This window comes from Oceanicola granulosus HTCC2516 (genome assembly GCF_000153305.1).
Taxonomy (GTDB): Bacteria; Pseudomonadota; Alphaproteobacteria; order Rhodobacterales; family Rhodobacteraceae; genus Oceanicola; species Oceanicola granulosus.
This window is the reverse complement of sequence record NZ_CH724107.1, coordinates 1843626-1862831: the sequence shown is the minus strand read 5'-3', so window position 1 is coordinate 1862831 and position 19206 is coordinate 1843626. Positions and strand designations below refer to the sequence as shown.

Below are 19206 nucleotides of genomic sequence, written 5' to 3'. Positions count from 1 at the left end.
CGCCGCCCAACAACGCAACCAGGGCCCGATGGGCCAGATATCGAAAGGGTGGACGTGTCCGAACCAGCTTCGATCTCGACCGGCATCTCGCAACGCTACGCGACTGCGGTGTTCGAGCTTTACAAGGAGGGCGACGCCCTCTCCGCGCTTGAAAACGACATCGAGACGCTCGAGTCCGCGCTCGCCGAGAGCGCCGACCTGCGCGACCTGCTGCACTCGCCGCTCTACGCGCGCGAAGGCCAGGCCGACGCGATCCGCGCCATCGCCGAGAAGGCCGGCCTGTCGGACACCATGCGCGACACGCTGACGCTCATGGCCCAGAAGCGCCGCCTGTTCGTGGTCCCGCAGATGCTGCGTGCCCTGCGCGAGCGCCTCAACAAGGAGAACGGCGTCGTCACCGCCGACGTCGTGTCCGCCAAGGCGCTCACCAAGACCCAGTCCGACAAGCTCGCCTCCACCCTCAAGAGCAGCGTCGGCTCGGACGTCAAGATCAATGCGACCGTCGATGAGAGCCTCATCGGCGGTCTTGTCATCAAGGTGGGCTCGAAGATGATCGACACCTCGATCAGCTCGAAGCTCGCCGCACTCCAGAACACCATGAAAGAGGCCCGGTAATGGCGATCCAAGCAGCGGAAATCTCTGCGATCCTCAAGGACCAGATCAAGAACTTCGGCCAGGGTGCCGAAGTTGCTGAAGTGGGTCGCGTTCTCTCGGTCGGCGACGGCATCGCCCGCGTCTACGGCCTCGACAACATCCAGGCCGGCGAGATGGTCGAGTTCCCCGGCGGCATCATGGGCATGGCGCTGAACCTCGAGACCGACAACGTCGGCGTCGTGATCTTCGGCTCCGACCGCGACATCAAGGAAGGCGACACCGTCAAGCGGACGAACTCCATCGTGGACGTTCCCGCCGGTGAAGGCCTCCTCGGCCGCGTCCTCGACGGCCTCGGCAATCCGCTCGACGGCAAGGGCGAGGTCCAGTTCTCCGAGCGCCGCGTCGCCGACGTGAAGGCGCCGGGCATCATCCCGCGCAAGTCGGTCCACGAGCCGATGGCCACCGGCCTCAAGTCCGTCGACGCGATGATCCCGATCGGCCGCGGCCAGCGCGAGCTCATCATCGGCGATCGCCAGACCGGCAAGACCGCCGTCGCGATGGACACGATCCTCAACCAGAAGTCCTACAACGACGCCGCGGGCGACGACGAGAGCAAGAAGCTCTACTGCATCTACGTCGCCGTCGGCCAGAAGCGCTCGACCGTGGCGCAGCTGGTGAAGCGCCTCGAGGAATCCGGCGCGATCGACTACTCCATCGTCGTCGCCGCCACCGCCTCCGACCCGGCCCCGATGCAGTTCCTGGCGCCCTACGCCGCCTGCGCCATGGCCGAGTACTTCCGCGACAACGGCAAGCACGCGCTCATCATCTACGACGACCTTTCCAAGCAGGCCGTCGCCTACCGCCAGATGTCGCTGCTGCTGCGCCGCCCGCCGGGCCGCGAAGCCTACCCGGGCGACGTCTTCTACCTGCACTCGCGCCTGCTCGAGCGTTCGGCGAAGCTCAACGAAGAGCACGGCGCCGGCTCGCTGACCGCGCTGCCGATCATCGAGACCCAGGGCGGCGACGTGTCGGCGTTCATCCCGACCAACGTGATCTCGATCACCGACGGCCAGATCTTCCTCGAGACCGAACTGTTCTACCAGGGCGTCCGCCCCGCCGTGAACACCGGCCTCTCGGTCTCCCGCGTCGGCTCCGCCGCGCAGACCAACGCGATGAAGTCGGTCGCCGGCCCGGTGAAGCTCGAGCTCGCCCAGTACCGCGAGATGGCCGCCTTCGCGCAGTTCGGCTCCGACCTCGACGCCGCCACCCAGCAGCTGCTGAACCGCGGCGCGCGCCTGACCGAGCTGATGAAGCAGCCGCAATACTCGCCGCTGACCAACGCCGAGATCGTCTGCGTCATCTACGCCGGCGTGAACGGCTTCCTCGACAAGATCCCGGTGAACAAGGTCGGCGCCTTCGAGGCCGGCCTGCTCAAGCACCTGCGCACCAACCGCCGCGACGTGCTCGACTTCATCACCAACGAGGATCCCAAGATCAAGGGCGACGCCGAGGAGAAGGTGAAGTCGGCGATCCAGGAATTCGCCAAGGACTTTGGCTGAGACGAGGCGCGGGGGGCCGCACCGGCCCCCCGGGACACGAAGTCTGAAACCGCGCCCGCCGCATGGGCGGACGCTGGGGGATAGGAATAGATGCCAAGCCTCAAGGACCTGAAGAACCGGATCGAGTCGGTCAAGTCGACCCGCAAGATCACCAAGGCGATGCAGATGGTCGCCGCCGCCAAGCTGCGCCGCGCGCAGGAGGCCGCCGAAGCCGCGCGCCCCTACACCGAGCGCTTCAACGCGGTCATGGCCGGCCTGGCGCAGGGCGTCGGCGAAGGCGCGCCGCGTCTGCTCGCCGGCACCGGCTCCGACCAGACCCACCTGCTCGTCGTCATGACCGCCGAGCGCGGGCTCTGCGGCGGCTTCAACAGCAACATCGCCAAGCTCGCCAAGACCCACGCCGACAAGCTCAAGGCCGACGGCAAGACGGTCAAGATCCTGACCGTCGGCAAGAAGGGCCGCGACAGCATGCGCCGCGACTACGGCGACCTGTTCGTCGGCCACGTCGACCTCTCCGAGGTCAAGCGCGTCGGCTACGAGAACGCCCAAGCCATCGCCAAGGACGTGCTCGACCGCTTCGACGCCGGCGAGTTCGACGTCGCAACGATCTTCTTCGCCAAGTTCGAGAACGTCGTCAGCCAGAAGCCGACGGCGCAGCAGGTCATCCCGGCCTCGTTCGAGGCCGACGACGACGCCGACGCCGGCACCACGACGCTCTACGACTACGAGCCGTCGGAAGAGGCGATCCTCGCCGACCTGCTGCCGCGCGGCGTGGCCACCCAGATCTTCGCCGCGCTGCTCGAGAACGGCGCGTCCGAGCAGGGCGCCCGGATGAGCGCGATGGACAACGCCACGCGTAACGCCGGCGAGATGATCGACAAGCTGACCATCGAATTCAACCGCTCGCGCCAGGCCGTCATCACCAACGAGCTGATCGAAATCATTTCGGGCGCCGAGGCGCTCTAAGAGAACCGGAGACCAAACATGGCTGAAGCAAAAGGCAAGATCACCCAGGTGATCGGCGCGGTTGTCGACGTTCAGTTCGACGATCACCTGCCGGCGATCCTCAACGCCCTGACCACCGACAACAACGGCAAGACGCTGGTTCTCGAAGTGGCGCAGCACCTCGGCGAAAACACCGTCCGCACCATCGCGATGGACGCCACCGAGGGCCTCGTGCGCGGCGGCGTCGTGACCGACCGCGGCGAGCCGATCTCGGTGCCCGTGGGCAACGCGACGCTCGGCCGGATCCTCAACGTCGTCGGCGAGCCCGTCGACGAGAAGGGCCCGATCAGCGCCGACGAGCGCCGCCCGATCCACGCGCCCGCGCCCGACTTCGCCCAGCAGTCGACCGAGGCCGAGATCCTCGTCACCGGCATCAAGGTCGTCGACCTGCTCGCGCCCTACTCCAAGGGCGGCAAGATCGGCCTGTTCGGCGGCGCCGGCGTGGGCAAGACGGTTCTGATCCAGGAGCTGATCAACAACATCGCCAAGGTGCACTCCGGCTTCTCCGTGTTCGCCGGCGTCGGCGAGCGGACCCGCGAGGGCAACGACCTCTACTACGAGATGATCGAGGGCGGCGTCATCAACCCCGACAACCTCGAGGAATCCAAGGTGGCGCTGGTCTACGGCCAGATGAACGAGCCGCCCGGCGCCCGCGCCCGCGTCGCGCTGACCGGCCTGACCCTCGCCGAGCAGTTCCGCGACCAGTCCGGCACCGACGTGCTGTTCTTCGTCGACAACATCTTCCGCTTCACCCAGGCGGGCTCCGAGGTGTCGGCGCTGCTCGGCCGTATCCCCTCGGCGGTGGGCTACCAGCCGACGCTGGCCACCGACATGGGCGCGCTGCAGGAGCGGATCACCTCGACCAGGTCCGGCTCGATCACCTCGGTGCAGGCGATCTACGTGCCCGCCGACGACCTCACCGACCCGGCGCCGGCGACCTCCTTCGCCCACCTCGACGCCACCACCACGCTCAACCGCGCGATCTCCGAGCTCGGCATCTACCCCGCCGTGGACCCGCTCGACTCGACCTCGCGCCTGATGGACCCGCAGATCGTCGGCGAGGAGCACTACCAGGTCGCCCGTGACGTGCAGGGCATCCTGCAGCGCTACAAGTCGCTCCAGGACATCATCGCGATCCTCGGGATGGACGAGCTGTCGGAAGAGGACAAGCTCACCGTGGCCCGCGCCCGCAAGATCCAGCGCTTCCTGTCGCAGCCCTTCGACGTCGCCAAGGTGTTCACCGGCACCGACGGCGTGCAGGTGCCGCTCGAGGAGACCATCGCCTCGTTCAAGGCCGTGGTCGCCGGCGAGTACGATCACCTGCCCGAGGCGGCCTTCTACATGGTCGGCGGGATCAAGGACGCGGTCGCCAAGGCCGAACGCCTCGCCGCCTCCGCCGCCTGAGCCACCTGACCCGAGAAGGGAGCCGACGACATGGCTGAGACTTTCACGTTCGACCTCGTGAGCCCCGAGCGGCGCCTGGCGCAGCTCGAGGTGACCGAGGTGCAGATCCCCGGCGCCGACGGCGACATGACGGCGATGGCGTCCCACGCCCCGACGATCACCACCCTGCGGCCGGGCATCCTGCGCGCGGTCCATGCCGGCGGCACCGACGAGTACGTCGTGGTCGGCGGCTTCGCCGAGATCGGCGAGTCGGGCGTGACCGTCCTCGCCGAGCAGGCCCTGCCGCGCGCCGAGATGAGCCAGGAGGTCTACGACCGCCTCGTCGAGGAGGCCGCCCAGGCGCATTCGCGCGCCAAGGAGACCTTCGTCAACGAGCCCGGCCCGGTCGACGACGCGGCCAAGCTGCTCTCCGACATGGTCGCCGTCGGCGGCCATATCGGCCTCAGCCCGCGCCAGCCGAACCTCTGACATCGCCGCGCCCCGCGCTGTGAAAGCGGCCCCCTCGGGGGCCGTTTTCGTTTGCGCGCGGCGCCGCCGCGGGAGCGCCAGCGGAGGGGTGGTATGCATATTTGCGGCCAGATGAAGCGGGCCGCTCCCGCGCAGGCGGCGGCCGTGGCGCGGAGTGCTACAGAAGCGACCCCGCTCGTCCTCGGCCGGCCTCCCTGTTTCACGTGCAGAAACGGACGTGCAATTTCCGCATCGATGACCGATTGTCATAGCAAGACGTCCGGGGAGGGGGCGATCGAGCCATGCAGAAACTGAGAAACCACTGGATCGGGGTGGATCAAGGGGATCTGGTCCTTTTCTCCGACTTCCAGCACGGCGGCGAAATGTGGACCGGCGAGGGGCCGCGGATGATCGCCCAGGGCGTCACCTTCGGCGAAAGCTTCAAGGCGCCGCCGACCGTCACCCTGTCGATCTCGATGTGGGATGTCGCCCACGGGGCCAACGTCCGCGCCGACATCCGCGCCGAGGACGTCGCGCGTGACGGCTTCACCATCGTCTTCCGCACCTGGGGCGATACCCGGGTGGCGCGCCTGCGCGTCGCCTGGATGGCGATCGGGGAGCTGCGCGACGCGGACGAGTGGGAGCTCGGCTAGGCCAGCAGCTCGTCGACCCAGGTCGGCACCACCACGCTCGCCTTGCCGATCCGCCGCTCGCGGAACGCGCGCGCGCGCAGCGACGGCGCGAGGTTGAGCTCGACCGTGTGCGCTCCCGGCCGGGCGGCCTCGACGAAGCCGGCGGCCGGGTAGACCTCGCCCGACGTGCCGATGGCGGCGAACAGGTCGGCCCCGGCCAGCGCCTCCTCGATCTCCTCCAGCCCGTGCGGCATCTCGCCGAACCACACCACGTCCGGCCGCGCCGCGCGCGCGCCGCAGGCGGGGCAGGGGGTCTCGGGCGACATCGCCTCCGGCGCCGCCCAGCGGTGGCCGCAGGCGGCGCAGAGCGCGCCGGAGAGGCGTCCATGCATGTGCAGCGCCGGGCTGCCCGCCGCCTCGTGCAGGCCGTCGACGTTCTGGGTGACGAGCGTGACCTCGTGCGCCGACGCCGCCAGCCGCGCCAGCGCCGCGTGCGCCGGGTTGGGCCGGGCGCGCGCCGCCTCGGCGCGGCGCATGTTGTAGAAGTCGTGCACCAGCGCCGGGTCGCGGGCGAAGGCCTCCGGCGTGGCCACGTCCTCGATCGCGTAGCGCGCCCACAGGCCGCCGGCGTCGCGGAAGGTGCCGAGCCCGCTCTCCGCCGAGATCCCGGCCCCGGTGAGGACGACGATCCTCAGTTGCACATGGCCCGGGCGGTGTCGACGAAGGCGTCGTAGCGCACCCAGGCGCGGTCGGCGGCGGGGCGGTCGTCGAGCTTCATGCTCTGCAGCCGTTCCGGGTTCTTGAAGTAGGTCGCCGCCGCGCGCTGCTCGGGCGCCGACAGGGTCTCGTTCGCCGCGCGCTGGACGCAGGAACAGAGGATCGGATTGGCGTTGGACCGGCCCGCCGCCATACAGGCGCGGCCGACATCGCCGGTGACGCGGCTGCCGCCGCCACAGGATGACAGGGTGAGAATCGCCACCACCAGGACCGTTCGGTACATGGTACTGCCCTTGCGCTGCTGTTGCTGCCTCGATCGACGGTGCGCCCCCGGTTTTCCGGATGTTCGTCCGCCATGTCTTGCGGAAAAGAATGCCTGAAACGTGGCGCTCTGGCAACGGTCGATGCGCGTGTCGCCGGCCCGCTATCACGGCCGCGTGAGGCGGCGCAGCGGGTTTCCCTCGCCCGCCGCTCTGCTACATCACGGGACGATTCACGAGAGGGCTGATCCCATGAGCGAGCGTTTCCGGCTGACCATCGCGCAGGCGAACCCGACCGTCGGCGATCTCGCGGGCAACGCCGCGCGCGCGCGGGCGGCCTGGGAGGCGGGGCGCGCGGCCGGGGCGCAGATGGTGGTGCTGCCGGAGATGTTCCTCGCCGGCTACCAGACCCAGGACCTCGTGCAGAAGCCGGCCTTCGTCGCCGATTGCCAGCGCCACCTCGAGACCCTCGCCGAGGCCTGCGCCGACGGCCCCGCCCTCGGCATCGGCGCGCCGGTCATCGAGGGGACGGCGCTCTACAACGGCTACTTCATCCTCTGCAACGGCCGCGTCCACGCCGCGATGCGCAAGTTCCACCTGCCCAACTACACCGTGTTCGACGAGGAGCGGCTGTACGAGCACGGCAGCTTCAGCGGCCCCTACGAGGTCGCCGGGGTGCGCATCGGCACGCCGATCTGCGAGGACGCGTGGTACCCGGACGTCGCCGAGACGATGGTCGAGAGCGGCGCCGAGATCCTCGTCGTGCCCAACGGCTCGCCCTATTTCCGCGAGAAGTTCGACGTCCGGCTCAACCGAATGGTCGCGCGGGTCGTGGAGAACGACGTGCCGCTCGTCTACCTCAACCTCGTCGGCGCGCAGGACGACCAGGTCTTCGACGGCGCCTCCTTCGTGCTCAACCGCCACGGCGCGCTGGCGCTGCGGCTGCCGGCCTTCGAGGAGGCGGTGGCGCATGTGGACTTCGCGCGCACCGACGCGGGCTGGCGCGCCGAGCCGGGCGAGATCGCGCCGCTGCCCGACAGCCTCGAGCAGGATTACCACGCGATGGTGCTGTCGCTGTCGGACTACATGCGCAAGACCGGCTTCGGGAAGGTGCTGCTCGGCCTCTCGGGCGGCATCGACAGCGCCATCGTCGCCACCGTCGCCGCCGACGCGCTGGGGCCGGAGAACGTGCGCTGCGTGATGCTGCCCTCGGAATACACCTCCGAGACCTCGCTCGAGGATGCCCGGGCCGTGGCCGCCAACCTCGGGTGCCGCTATGATTTCGTGCCGATCACCAGGGTCCGCGACGCGGTGACGGAGACGCTCGCGCCGCTGTTCGAGGGGCTGGCGGAGGATCTGACCGAGGAGAACGTGCAGTCGCGCATCCGGGGGCTGCTGCTGATGGCGCAGTCCAACAAGTTCGGCGAGATGCTCCTGACCACGGGCAACAAGTCCGAGGTCGCCGTGGGCTACGCGACGATCTACGGCGACATGGCCGGCGGCTACAATCCGATCAAGGACCTCTACAAGACCCGCGTCTTCGCCCTCTGCCGCTGGCGCAACGCCAACCACCGCCCCTGGATGGCGGCCCCGGCGGGCGAGGTGATCCCGGTCCGGGTGATCGACAAGCCGCCCTCGGCCGAGCTGCGCGCCGACCAGAAGGACGAGGATTCGCTGCCCCCCTACGACGTGCTCGACGGCATCCTGAAGCTGCTCGTCGACGAGGATTCCAGTGTCGCCGACTGCGTGGCGGCGGGCTATGAGCGCGAGACGGTGAAGCGGGTGGAGCAGCTGATCTACATCAGCGAGTACAAGCGCTTCCAGTCCGCCCCCGGCACCCGCCTGTCGATGCGCGCCTTCTGGCTCGACCGCCGCTACCCCATCGTCAACCGCTGGCGCGACCCGAGCTAGGGCCAGCGCGCCTCGGGCAGGCCCTGCCCGAGCGGACAGTCCGGGCGCGGGACGGCGGCGATGGCGGCCTCGCGCGCGGCGGCCTTGTCGGGGTCGGGGCGCGCGATCTCCGGGCTCTCCTGTCCGGGCGGGTAGGCGCCCACGACGGCGAAGTCGTCGGAGGCGCGCACGAGGCGGTGGCCGAACCCCGCCGGCAGCAGCGCCACGTCGCCCGGCGCGACCTCCACCTCCGGCCCCTCCGGCCCGCCGAGCTGCAGCCGGGCGTGGCCGGCGACGACGGCGAGAGCCTCGTGGCTCGCTGGGTGGAAGTGGTGGAAGTCGTACACGCTCCAGCGCCACGTCCCGCCCCAGCCGTTGGCGCGGAAGGTCGCCTCGGCCGCGTCCGGCGCGACGGCCCCGGCGGCGAGCAGCGCGGGCCAGCGCGGGTGGTTCGGGATGCCGCCGGCGGGCGGGGCGGTGATCTCGCGGACACTCATGGCGCGGGCGTCTCCGGCGGCACGACCTTCTCGTCGCCGCCGTCGCGGCGCAGGTCGGCGAGCCGCATCCGGCCCCGGTCGGTCTCGAGCGCGAGCCCGCCGTCGTCCTCGACCACGTCGCGGATCGTATGGCCCTCGATGTCGTAGACCTCCGTCGTGTCGCCTCGCGCCACCAGCATCCGGTGCGCGCCGGGGAAGATCGCGTAGCGCCGCCCGCCCAGTTCGCCGCTCGCCGCCGGCTGGCCCAGCTCCGCCGGCCAGTCGCCCCCGCCCGGCGCCGCGCCGTCCTCGACGAGCCGCGTCTCGGCCATCGCCCGGGCGATGTCGGCACACGCGGCCTCGACCCGGGCCGCCAGCCCCTCCGCCGCGCCCGTCACCGGCCACCGCCCGACGCCGCCGAGGTCCGGGTGGTCGTAGCGCGCCGCCGCCCCGTCGCCCTCGGCCAGCGCCACCACCAGCGCCCGCACCGCGGCGTCGCTGAGCCCGTGGCGGGCGGCCACCTCGATCAGAACCCGCTCCCCGTCCTTCGTCAGGCTGTGCATGGCGAGACCTCCCGTTCGCGTTGAGCGGGAGGTAGGGCGCGGCGGGAGGGTGGAAACGTCCGGCGGGCCTATACAACCTAAAGTTGACGGCTGTCAACCCTCCGGCGCGAAAAGGGAAGGCCCGCCCCACGCCGGGACGGGCCTCCTCGTCTGTCGCCCGGGCGACCGCTTACTGCGGAATGTCGCCCTCGATGCCCTCGACGTAGAAGTTCATCCCCAGCAGGGTGCCGTCGTCGGCCGTCTCGCCCTCCTCGAGCCACACCGAGCCGTCCTGCTTGTTCAGCGGGCCGGTGAAGGGGTGGTACTCGCCCGCGGCGATGGACTCGGCAAGCGCCTCGGCCTCGGCCTTGACCTCGGCGGGCACCGCGTCGCTGATTTCGCCGATGCCGACCATGCCGGGGCCGATGCCGTCCCAGGTGTCGGTGCTCTCCCAGGTGCCGTCGATCACCGCCTGGGTGCGATCGATGTAGTAGGGCGCCCAGTTGTCGATGATCGAGGAGACGCGCGGCATCGGGCCGAACTCGGCCATGTCGGAGGCCTGCCCGAAGGTGTAGACGTCGCCCGCCTCGGCCGCCGCCGCCTGCGGGGCGGTGGAGTCGGTGTGCTGCAGGATCACGTCGGCGCCCTGGTCGATCAGCGTGCGCGCGGCCTCGGCCTCCTTGGCCGGGTCGAACCAGGTGTAGACCCAGACGATCTTGAACTCGACGTCCGGGTTCACCTTCTTGGCGTGGATGTAGGCGGAGTTGATGCCCCGGATCACCTCGGGGATCGGGAACGAGCCGATGTAGCCGATGACGTTGCTCTCGGTCAGGTTGCCCGCGATGTGGCCCTGCACCGCGCGGCCCTCGTAGAAGCGCGCGGAGTAGGTCGAGACGTTGTCGGCGCGCTTGTAGCCGGTGGCGTGCTCGAACATCACGTCGGGGAACTGCTCGGCGACCTCGATGGTCTGGTCCATGTAGCCGAACGAGGTGGTGAAGATCAGGTCGGCACCGTTCAGCGCCATCTGCTGCATCACCCGCACCGCGTCGGGGCCCTCGGGGACGCTCTCGACGTAGACGGTCTCGACCTGGTCGCCGAAATGCTCCTCGACGGCGAGGCGGCCCTGCTCGTGCTCGTAGGTCCAGCCGCCGTCGCCGATCGGGCCGACATAGACGAAGCCGACGGTGGTCGGATCGTCCTGGGCGAAGGCGCCGCCGGCGAGGCCGGCGAGGGCGGCGGTGGCGAGAAGGTGTCTCAGTTTCATGGTCAGTCTCCCTGTCAGGTTTGGTGGCCTCAGGTCGAGGCGTGGAAGGTCTTGCCGAGGCTCCCCGGCGCGCGCCCGGCCGACATCACCACCAGCACGAGGATGGTGACGACGTAGGGCGACATGGAGAGGTACTCGACGGGGATCGCGACGCCGCTGGCCTGCAGGTTGAGCTGCAGGACGGTGACGCCGCCGAACAGGTAGGCGCCGAGCAGCAGCCGCCACGGCCGCCAGCTGGCGAAGACGACGATGGCGAGCGCGATCCAGCCGGCGCCGGCGGTCATGCCCTCGGTCCATTGCGGCACCCGCACGAGGCTCAGGTACGCGCCGCCGAGCCCCGCGCAGGCGCCGCCGAAGGCGATGGCGGCGAAACGGATGGCGACGACGTTGTAGCCCAGCGCGTGCGCGGCGGCGTGGTTCTCGCCGACGGCGCGCAGCACCAGCCCGCCGCGGGTGTAGCGCAGGAACGCCCAGACCCCGGCGACGATCAGCAGCGAGACGTAGACCATCGGGTCGTGCCCGAAGAGCACACGCCCGAGGAACGGGATCTCGCTCAGCACGCCGAAATCCACCCGCGGCAGCGACGGCGCGCGCATCCCCACGTAGCTCTGCCCCAGCAGCGACGACAGGCCCAGCCCGAACAGCGTCAGCGCCAGCCCGGTGGCGACCTGGTTGGACAGCAGCCACTGGGTCAGCGCCGCGAAGACCAGCGCCAGCAGCGCCGCCCCGGCGGCGGCCCCGGCGAAGCCGACATAGGGCGAGCCGGTGTTGATCGCGACGATGAAGCCGCAGACCGCGCCGGTGATCATCATCCCCTCGACGCCGAGGTTGAGCACCCCGGCGCGCTCCACCACCAGCTCGCCGATGGCGGCGAGCAGGATCGGCGTGGCGGCGACCATCAGCGAGGCGACGAGCAGCGACGGGTCGATGGAGCCGAACATCACGCGACCTCCCTGTGGCGCAGGCGGACGCGGAAGTGGGTCAGCACGTCGACCGCGAGCAGGAAGAACAGCAGCATCCCCTGGAACAGCTGGATCGCCGCGGCCGGCAGCTGCAGCTGGCTCTGGGCGATCTCGCCGCCGATATAGGTCAGCGCCATCAGCCCGCCCGCCAGCAGGATGCCCACCGGGTGCAGCCGGCCGAGGAAGGCGACGATGATCGCGGTGAAGCCGTAGCCGACGTTGAAGTCGATGCTCACCTGCCCCGCCGGCCCCGAGACCTCGAACATCCCCGCGAGCCCGGCGAGCGCCCCCGACGTGCCGAGGCAGATCAGCACCAGCCCGCCCGGGTTGACCCCCGAGAAGGCGGCGGCGCGCGGGCTCTGCCCGGCGAGGCGGATCTGGAAGCCGAGGATGTGGCGCGACATCACCACGTAGGCGAGGATCACCGCGAGGAAGGCGGTGATGACGCCCCAGTGCATGCCGCCGGCGCGGTCGATCCAGCTGGTGGCGCTGTCGTACTGGGTGAGGTTGCGGCTGCCGGGGAAGCCCATGCCCTCCGGGTTCCGGAGCGGCCCCAGCGCCATCGCCGCGAGCAGCTGCTCGGCGACGTAGACCAGCATCAGCGACACGAGGATCTCGTTGGTGCCGAAGCGCACCTTGAGCAGGCCCGGGATCATCGCCCAGCCGAGCCCGCCGAGCGCGCCGAACAGGATCATCAGCGGGAAGATCAGCCAGCGCGCCTCCATCGGGTAGAGCGCCAGCGCCACCGCCGCCCCGCAGAGCGCGCCGATGATGTACTGCCCCTCGGCGCCGATGTTCCACACCCCGGCGCGAAAGCCGAACGACAGCCCGATCGCGATCAGCACCAGCGGCGCGCCCTTCACCAGGAGCTGCGGGCGGTAGAACGAGGCGAATTGCGAGAACAGCGGATCGAAGAAGATGGTGCGGATCGCCACCAGCGGGTCCTTGCCCAGCATCGCGAACAGCACGCCCCCGAACACCACCGTCAGCGCCACCGCCAAGAGCGGGGTGAGCCAGGTCCAGAAGGTCGACGGCTGCGGTCTGCGCTCCAGCCGGATCAATGCGCCGCCCCCTTCATCTGGCCGAAAATATGCCCGCCGGAGGCGTCCTCACGCGTCCACATGCGCCACCTCCATGTCGTGGGCGCCGCCCAGCATCAGCCCGATCTCCTCGACGCTCAGCCCGCGCGCCGGGCGGGGCGCGCTGAGGCGGCCCTCGTTGAGCGCGGCGAAGCGGTCGGAGATCTCCATCAGCTCGTCGAGGTCCTGGCTGATCACGATCACCGCCGCGCCGCCGGCGGCGAGGTCGAGCAGCGCCTGGCGGATCGCCGCGGCGGCGGAGGCGTCGACGCCCCAGGTCGGCTGGTTGACGACGAGCAGGTCGGGCCGCTGCAGGATCTCGCGCCCGATGACGTATTTCTGCAGGTTGCCGCCCGACAGCGACATCGCCGCCCGGTCCGGCCCCGGCGTGCGCACGTCGAAGCGCTCGATGACCAGCTCGGCGAAGGCCCTGGCCCTGCCCCAGCGCAGGAAGCCGTGGCGCGACAGGTCCTCGCGGACGTTGGCGGTCAGCACGGCGTTCTCGGTCAGGCTCATGTCGGGCGCGGCGGCGTGGCCCATCCGCTCCTCGGGAGCGGTCAGCAGCGCGCGCGCGCGCCGCTCGTTGGGGCCGCGGCGGCCGATGTCGTCGCCCTTGAAGCGCACCATGCCGGGCTTCGTGCGCAGCTCGCCCGAGAGCGCGGCGAGCAGCTCGTCCTGCCCGTTGCCCGCGACGCCGCCGATTCCGAGCACCTCGCCGGCGCGCACCTCGAAGCCGATGTCCCTGAGCGCGGTGCCGAACGGCCGGGGCGAGGCGGCGGAGAGGCCGGCGACCTCGAGCATCACCGCGCCGCCCTCGCCGGGTTCGCGCTCGGGAACGAGCAGCTCGCCACCCACCATCATCTCGGCCATCTGGCGCGCCGAGCTCTCGCGCGGGTCGCAGGTGCCCACCACCCGGCCGAGGCGCAGGATCGTCGCGGTCTCGCAGAGCGCGCGGATCTCCTCGAGCTTGTGCGAGATGTAGAGGATCGCGGTGCCCTCGGCCGACAGCTTGCGCAGGGTCTCGAACAGGATCGTCACCTCCTGCGGCGTCAGCACGCTGGTCGGCTCGTCCATGATCAGCAGCTTCGGGTCCTGCAGCAGGCAGCGGATGATCTCGACCCGCTGGCGCTCGCCCGCCGACAGGTCGCCGACGGTGCGGAACGGGTCGAGCGGCAGGCCGTAGGTCTCCGAGACGTCGCGGATCCGCGCCGCGAGGTCGCGCGGGCGGGGCGGGTTCTCCATGCCGAGCGCGATGTTCTCGGCGACGTTGAGCGCGTCGAACAGCGAGAAGTGCTGGAACACCATCGCCACGCCGAGCCGGCGGGCGACCTTGGGCTCGGCGGGCTCGTAGGGGGCGCCGTTGAGCCGCATCCGGCCGCGGTCGGGCTTGACGAGGCCGTAGATCGTCTTGACCAGCGTCGACTTGCCCGCGCCGTTCTCGCCGAGCAGCGCGTGGACCTCGCCGCGGCGGATGTCGAAGGAGACGTCCTCGTTGGCGACGACGCCCGGATAGGCCTTCGTCAGCCCCTCGAGTGAAAGGAGCGTCTCCTTCATCCGGTCTTCGCCCTCGCGCCCTTGTCCGCCGACCTGAGTAACGCGGCCGTGACACCGACGGCAATGGCCTGCGGATGTTTGCCGAGCTCCGGATCGCCGATCGGGCAGGCGATGCGCGAAATCTGGGCATTGCCGTGCCCCAGCGCCGCCAGCCTGCCGCGGAAGCGGGCCCATTTCGTCGCCGAGCCGATCAGCCCGCAGCTCGCGAAGCCGTGGCCGAGCAGCGCGTGGCAGAGCGCGAGGTCGACCTCGTGCGACCAGGTCAGCACCAGGTGGTGCGCCTCCGGCGGCGCGAACGGGACGAGCCGGGGCGGGTCGGCGGCGACGAGGCGGGTCTCGCCGTGGGTGGTCTCGGGGAAGCGGTCGGGCGCGAAGTCGATCCAGGTCAGCGCGTAGTGCGGCAGCGGCGCCATCGTGGCGACGATCGCCCGGCCGACATGCCCGGCGCCCCAGATCCAGAGCGGCGCGGCGGCGGGCGCCTCGAGCGCGTCGGCCGCCGCGAAGCCCAGCGTCACCGAGCCGCCGCAGCATTGCCCGAGCGCCGGGCCGAGCGGGTAGGTGCGCTCCTGCGCGCCGCGCCCCTCGGCGAGCATCGCCCGCGCCTCGGCCATCGCCTGCCACTCGAGCGCGCCGCCGCCGATGGTGCCCTCGATCCGGTCAGCATGGACCAGCATCGCCGCGCCCCGCTCGCGGGGGACCGAGCCGGCGGTGCGCAGCACCGTGACGCGGATCGCGCTCACCCCCGCGCCCTCGTCACCGCCGCGAGCACCCGCTCGGGCGTCGCGGGCGTGTCGAGCGCCGGGTCGTGCGGCCCGCAGGCGGCGCAGGCGTCCATCAGCGCCAGCCAAGCGGAGATCCCGAGCATCAGCGGCGGCTCGCCCACCGCCTTGGAGCGGTAGATCGTCTCGCTGTAGTTCTCGCCGTCCCAGAGCGCGACGTTGAACATGTCGGGCCGGTCCGAGCAGGCGGGAATCTTGTAGGTCGAGGGCGCGTGGGTGCGCAGCCGGCCCTTGGCGTCCCAGACCAGCTCCTCGGTAGTGAGCCAGCCGGCGCCCTGGACGTAGCCGCCCTCGATCTGGCCGATGTCGATGGCCGGGTTCAGTGAACGGCCGGCGTCGTGCAGGATGTCGGTGCGCAGGATCCGGTTCTCGCCGGTGAGGGTGTCGATGGCGACCTCGGTGACGGCCGCGCCGTAGGCGAAATAGAAGAACGGCCGCCCGCGCCCCGCGGCGCGGTCCCAGGCGAGGTCCGGGGTCTTGTAGAACCCCGCCGCCGACAGGCTCACCCGGTGCTCGTAGGCGAGCTGGGCGGCCCGCGCGAAGGGGATCCGCTCGCCGCCGACGATCACCTCGCCGTCCGCGAACACCACCTCGCCCGCGTCGGCCTGGTGCAGCTCGGCGAGGCAGGCGGCCATGCGGCCGCGGATCTCGTCGCAGGCGGCCTTGGTGGCCATGCCGTTGAGGTCGCTGCCCGAGGAGGCGGCGGTGGCCGAGGTGTTGGGCACCTTCGCGGTGTCGGTGGCGGTGATCCGCACCTGCTCGACCGGCACCCCGAAGCGGTCGGCGGCGACCTGGGCGACCTTGCGGAACAGCCCCTGTCCCATCTCGGTGCCGCCGTGGTTGAGGTGGATCGAGCCGTCCTGGTAGACGTGCACCAGCGCCCCGGCCTGGTTGAGGTGGGTCAGCGTGAACGAGATCCCGAACTTCACCGGCGAGAAGGCGATGCCGCGCTTGAGCAGCGGGCTGTCGGCGTTCCACTCCGCGATGGCGGCGCGGCGGGCGGTGTAGTCGGACGTCTCGAGCAGCCGGTCGGTCATCTCGTGGAGGATGAAGTCGCTCACCTCCATGCCGTAGGGCGTCGTGTTCTCCGCGCCCTTGCGCTCGGGCGAGAAGGCGGCGCGGAAGCGCTTGCCGCCGCCGGTCTTGACGCTCGCCCCGGCCGCGCCGCGCGAGGCGAGGTCGTCGTGGGTGTCGCCGGCCAGCTTCTCGGGCGGCGGCTCGGGCGCGGGGGGCGGCGCGTGGTGGGCGGGGTGGTAGTAGTTGAGGCGCCGCACCTCGGCCGGATCGCGGCCGAGCTTGCGCGCCAGCGCGTCCATCACCCGCTCGATCCCCACCATCCCCTGCGGCCCGCCGAAGCCGCGGAAGGCGGTGGCGCTCTGGGTGTTGGTCTTGAGCCGGTGCGACAGGATCCGCACCGCCGGCAGCAGGTAGGCGTTGTCGGCGTGCAGCATCGCCCGGTCGGCCACCGGCAGCGACAGGTCCTGCGACCAGCCGCAGCGGACGTAGTGGGTGAAGTCCACCGCCAGCACCCGGCCTTCGGCATCGTGGCCGACCCGGTAGTCGATGCGGAAATCGTGCCGCTTGCCGGTGATGGTCATGTCGTCGTCGCGGTCGTAGCGCATCTTGCACGCCCGCCCGGTGTGGCGCGCGGCCACGGCGCAGGCGACGGCGAGGGCGTTGCCCTGGCTCTCCTTGCCGCCGAAGCCGCCGCCCATCCGCCGGGTCTCGACCCGCACGCCGCTCATCGGCAGGCCGATCGCCTCGGCCACCTTGTGCTGGATCTCGGTCGGGTGCTGGGTCGAGCTCTGCACCAGCATGTCGCCGTTGTCCTGCGGCCAGGCGAGGGCGGCCTGGCCCTCGAGGTAGAAATGCTCCTGCCCGCCGATCTCGAGCCGGCCCTCGAGGCGGTCCGGCGCCGCGGCGAGGGCGGCGTCGACGTCGCCCTTGCTCCAGGTGACCGGGCCGCCCTCGAAGCGGCTGTCGGCGGCGAGCGCCTGCTCGACGGTCAGGATCGGCTCGGCCTCGTCGATCTCCACCCGCCCGAGCCGCGCCGCCTTGCGGGCGGCGAGATGGCTGTCGGCGACCACCAGGAAGATCGGCTGGCCGGCATAGTGCACCTCGCCGGTGGCGAGCAGGGGCTCGTCGTGGATCGAGGGCGAGACGTCGTTGGCGAAGGGCAGGTCGGCGGCCTCCAGCACCGCGACGACGCCGGGCGCGGTGCGCACCTCGGCGAGGTCGGTGGCGGTGATGGTGCCGCGCGCGACGGGGGACACGCCGAAGGCGAGGTGCAGGCAGGTGGCCGGCACCGGGGTGTCGTCGACGTAGCGCGCGGCGCCGGTGACGTGCAGCGGCGCGCTGTCATGGGGCAGGGGGCGGGCGACGCTCACGGGGTCACCTCCAGCACCGAGACCGGCTGCCCGGCGAGGTCGGCGGCGTAGCGGCGCAAAAGGTTTCGCGCCACTTCGAGCCGGTAGGGCTCGGAGGCGCGCATGTCCGACAGCGGCGTGAAGTCGTCGGCGAAGGCGTCGAGCGCGGCCGCGAGGCTCGCCTCGCCCCAGGGCCGGCCGACGAGCGCGGCCTCGACGGCGGCGGCGCGCTTGGGCGTCGCGGCCATGCCACCGAAGGCGATCCGGGCGGCGGTCACGGTGCTGTCGTCCGCGACGGTGACGTTGAAGCAGCCGCAGACGGCGGAGATATCCTGGTCGAAGCGCTTGGAGATCTTGTAGCAGCGCAGGGCGGGGGCGTCGGCGGGGAAGGTGACGGCCTCGACGAACTCGCCGGGGCGGCGGTCCTGCTTGCCGTAGTCGAGGAAGAAGTCCTCGAGCGGCATCTCGCGGCGCGCGTCGCCCCGGCGCAGGTGCAGCGTCGCGCCGAGGGCGATCAGCGCGGGCGGGCTGTCGCCGATGGGCGAGCCGTTGGCGATGTTGCCGCCCACCGTGGCGGCGGCGCGGACCTGCTCGGAGCCGAAGCGCCGGATCAGCTCGGCGAGCGACGGCAGCCGCGCGCCCAGCGCCCGGTGCAGCTCGGCGAGCGACACCGCCGCCCCGACCCGGAGCGCGCCGTCGCGCTCCTCGATGGCGCGCAGCTCGGCGCAGCGGTTGAGGAAGGCGACCTCGCCGAGATCGCGCAGCCCCTTCGTCACCCAGAGGCCGACGTCCGTCGCCCCGGCGACGAGCACCGCGTCGGGGTGCTCGAGATACCACGCCGCCAGCGCGTCGGCGCTCTCCGGCGCGATCGGGCCGGGCGCGTCGAGCCCCCGCGCCACCAGCGCGGCGTCCTCGTGCATCCACTCGGGGACGGGCACCCCCTCGGCGGCCTCGGCGGCGCGGATGATCGGGGCGTAGCCGGTGCAGCGGCAGAGGTTGCCCGCGAGCAGGTCGTCGTGGTCGACCCGGCCCTGCAAGTGGCCGACCGCCATCGTCACCACGAAGCCCGGCGTGCAGAAGCCGCACTGGCTGCCGTGCTTGTCGATCATCGCCTGCTGCACCGGGTGCAGGCTGCCGTCGGGCCCGGCGAGGCCCTCGACGGTGCGCACCGCCTTGCCGTGCAGCTGCGGCAGGAACAGGATGCAGGCGTTGATTGCCCGCGCGCCGGCCGCGTCCGTCACCATGACGGTGCAGGCGCCGCAATCGCCCTCGTTGCAGCCCTCCTTGGTCCCCGTCAGCCCCTGCGTCTCGCGCAGGTGGTCGAGCAGGGTCCGTGTCGGTGGTGCGTCCACCGCCACGAGGGCGCCGTTCAGCCAGAATGAGATGGTGGTCATGATAGACCCGTGCCGCCTTACCCGTCACGAGGGTGTCGGCCCGCGGTCGATGCGGCGTAGAGCGCGGGCCCCCTGTTGACGAGGGATGAAAGCCGCTGCGCGGGCGTTTGGCAAGTCCCTGCGGGCCGAAGGTGCAGCAATTCCCGCCCCGCGCCCGTGGCGGCCGGGGCAGGGGGGACGCCGTCCCCCCTCTTGCTGACGCAATTCACCCCCCTGGGATATTTCCGGGACAGAGGCGCGGGGGAGGCGCGTGGGGTGGCGGAGCGCCCTGTCCCTCTGTCC

At 71.2% G+C, this 19206-nt stretch carries 18 protein-coding genes; 7 read left to right on the top strand and 11 right to left on the bottom strand.

The genetic code is table 11. The features are described from left to right. Positions 1 to 54 precede the first annotated feature (54 nt). The 6 genes from OG2516_RS08880 (at position 55) to OG2516_RS08855 (ending at position 5662) form a co-directional block, all read left to right on the top strand. Positions 55 to 615, top strand: a complete 561-nt coding sequence (locus OG2516_RS08880) for a F0F1 ATP synthase subunit delta (protein ID WP_083788558.1) — start codon at positions 55 to 57, stop codon at positions 613 to 615. Next, on the top strand, positions 615 to 2153 hold the full coding sequence (gene atpA, locus OG2516_RS08875; protein ID WP_007255316.1) for a F0F1 ATP synthase subunit alpha: 1539 nt from the start codon (positions 615 to 617) through the stop codon (positions 2151 to 2153). The genes OG2516_RS08880 and atpA overlap by 1 nt, the downstream gene beginning before the upstream one ends. A gap of 90 nt (positions 2154 to 2243) precedes the next feature. Beyond that, positions 2244 to 3119, top strand: coding sequence for a F0F1 ATP synthase subunit gamma (locus OG2516_RS08870; protein WP_007255315.1), 876 nt, complete (start codon positions 2244 to 2246; stop codon positions 3117 to 3119). 18 nt (positions 3120 to 3137) lie between these two features. Continuing rightward, positions 3138 to 4562, top strand: a complete 1425-nt coding sequence (atpD, locus tag OG2516_RS08865; RefSeq protein ID WP_007255314.1) for a F0F1 ATP synthase subunit beta — start codon at positions 3138 to 3140, stop codon at positions 4560 to 4562. A 30-nt stretch (positions 4563 to 4592) separates the two neighbouring features. Next, the gene (locus OG2516_RS08860) at positions 4593 to 5030 is read left to right on the top strand and encodes a F0F1 ATP synthase subunit epsilon (protein WP_007255313.1); all 438 of its coding nucleotides are present in this window, start codon (positions 4593 to 4595) and stop codon (positions 5028 to 5030) included. 281 nt (positions 5031 to 5311) lie between these two features. Further along, complete coding sequence (locus tag OG2516_RS08855) at positions 5312 to 5662, top strand: H-type lectin domain-containing protein (RefSeq protein ID WP_007255312.1); 351 nt, start codon at positions 5312 to 5314, stop codon at positions 5660 to 5662. Here the strand turns inward: OG2516_RS08855 and OG2516_RS08850 are convergent. Next, a complete protein-coding gene (locus tag OG2516_RS08850; protein ID WP_007255311.1) occupies positions 5659 to 6342 on the bottom strand; it encodes an NAD-dependent deacylase in 684 nt (227 codons plus the stop codon). The genes OG2516_RS08855 and OG2516_RS08850 overlap by 4 nt on opposite strands. Continuing rightward, a complete protein-coding gene (locus OG2516_RS08845) occupies positions 6333 to 6641 on the bottom strand; it encodes a hypothetical protein (RefSeq protein ID WP_007255310.1) in 309 nt (102 codons plus the stop codon). Before OG2516_RS08845 ends, OG2516_RS08850 begins: the two co-directional genes overlap by 10 nt. A gap of 229 nt (positions 6642 to 6870) precedes the next feature. On the opposite strand from OG2516_RS08845, the gene OG2516_RS08840 reads away from it, so the two are divergent. Further along, on the top strand, positions 6871 to 8529 hold the full coding sequence (locus OG2516_RS08840; protein ID WP_007255309.1) for an NAD+ synthase: 1659 nt from the start codon (positions 6871 to 6873) through the stop codon (positions 8527 to 8529). On the opposite strand, the gene OG2516_RS08835 is transcribed toward OG2516_RS08840, so the two are convergent. The 9 genes from OG2516_RS08835 to xdhA all read right to left on the bottom strand — a co-directional run bounded on the left by OG2516_RS08835 (position 8526) and on the right by xdhA (position 18924). Continuing rightward, complete coding sequence (locus OG2516_RS08835; protein WP_007255308.1) at positions 8526 to 9005, bottom strand: cupin domain-containing protein; 480 nt, start codon at positions 9003 to 9005, stop codon at positions 8526 to 8528. The two genes, OG2516_RS08840 and OG2516_RS08835, sit on opposite strands and share 4 nt — an antisense overlap. Next, the gene (locus OG2516_RS08830) at positions 9002 to 9547 is read right to left on the bottom strand and encodes a hypothetical protein (protein WP_007255307.1); all 546 of its coding nucleotides are present in this window, start codon (positions 9545 to 9547) and stop codon (positions 9002 to 9004) included. Before OG2516_RS08830 ends, OG2516_RS08835 begins: the two co-directional genes overlap by 4 nt. A gap of 169 nt (positions 9548 to 9716) precedes the next feature. After that, positions 9717 to 10790, bottom strand: a complete 1074-nt coding sequence (locus OG2516_RS08825; protein ID WP_007255306.1) for a BMP family ABC transporter substrate-binding protein — start codon at positions 10788 to 10790, stop codon at positions 9717 to 9719. 29 nt (positions 10791 to 10819) lie between these two features. Then, positions 10820 to 11731: an ABC transporter permease gene (locus tag OG2516_RS08820; protein WP_007255305.1), complete on the bottom strand. Its 912-nt coding sequence runs from the start codon at positions 11729 to 11731 to the stop codon at positions 10820 to 10822. Next, positions 11731 to 12813, bottom strand: coding sequence for an ABC transporter permease (locus tag OG2516_RS08815; RefSeq protein WP_007255304.1), 1083 nt, complete (start codon positions 12811 to 12813; stop codon positions 11731 to 11733). The genes OG2516_RS08820 and OG2516_RS08815 overlap by 1 nt, the downstream gene beginning before the upstream one ends. 48 nt (positions 12814 to 12861) lie before the next feature. Next, the gene (locus OG2516_RS08810; RefSeq protein ID WP_007255303.1) at positions 12862 to 14385 is read right to left on the bottom strand and encodes an ABC transporter ATP-binding protein; all 1524 of its coding nucleotides are present in this window, start codon (positions 14383 to 14385) and stop codon (positions 12862 to 12864) included. Next, complete coding sequence (gene xdhC / locus OG2516_RS08805; protein ID WP_007255302.1) at positions 14382 to 15125, bottom strand: xanthine dehydrogenase accessory protein XdhC; 744 nt, start codon at positions 15123 to 15125, stop codon at positions 14382 to 14384. Before xdhC ends, OG2516_RS08810 begins: the two co-directional genes overlap by 4 nt. Further along, a complete protein-coding gene (gene xdhB, locus OG2516_RS08800; RefSeq protein ID WP_007255301.1) occupies positions 15122 to 17551 on the bottom strand; it encodes a xanthine dehydrogenase molybdopterin binding subunit in 2430 nt (809 codons plus the stop codon). Before xdhB ends, xdhC begins: the two co-directional genes overlap by 4 nt. After that, positions 17548 to 18924, bottom strand: coding sequence for a xanthine dehydrogenase small subunit (gene xdhA / locus OG2516_RS08795; RefSeq protein ID WP_007255300.1), 1377 nt, complete (start codon positions 18922 to 18924; stop codon positions 17548 to 17550). The genes xdhB and xdhA overlap by 4 nt, the downstream gene beginning before the upstream one ends. Positions 18925 to 19206: the final 282 nt, after the last annotated feature.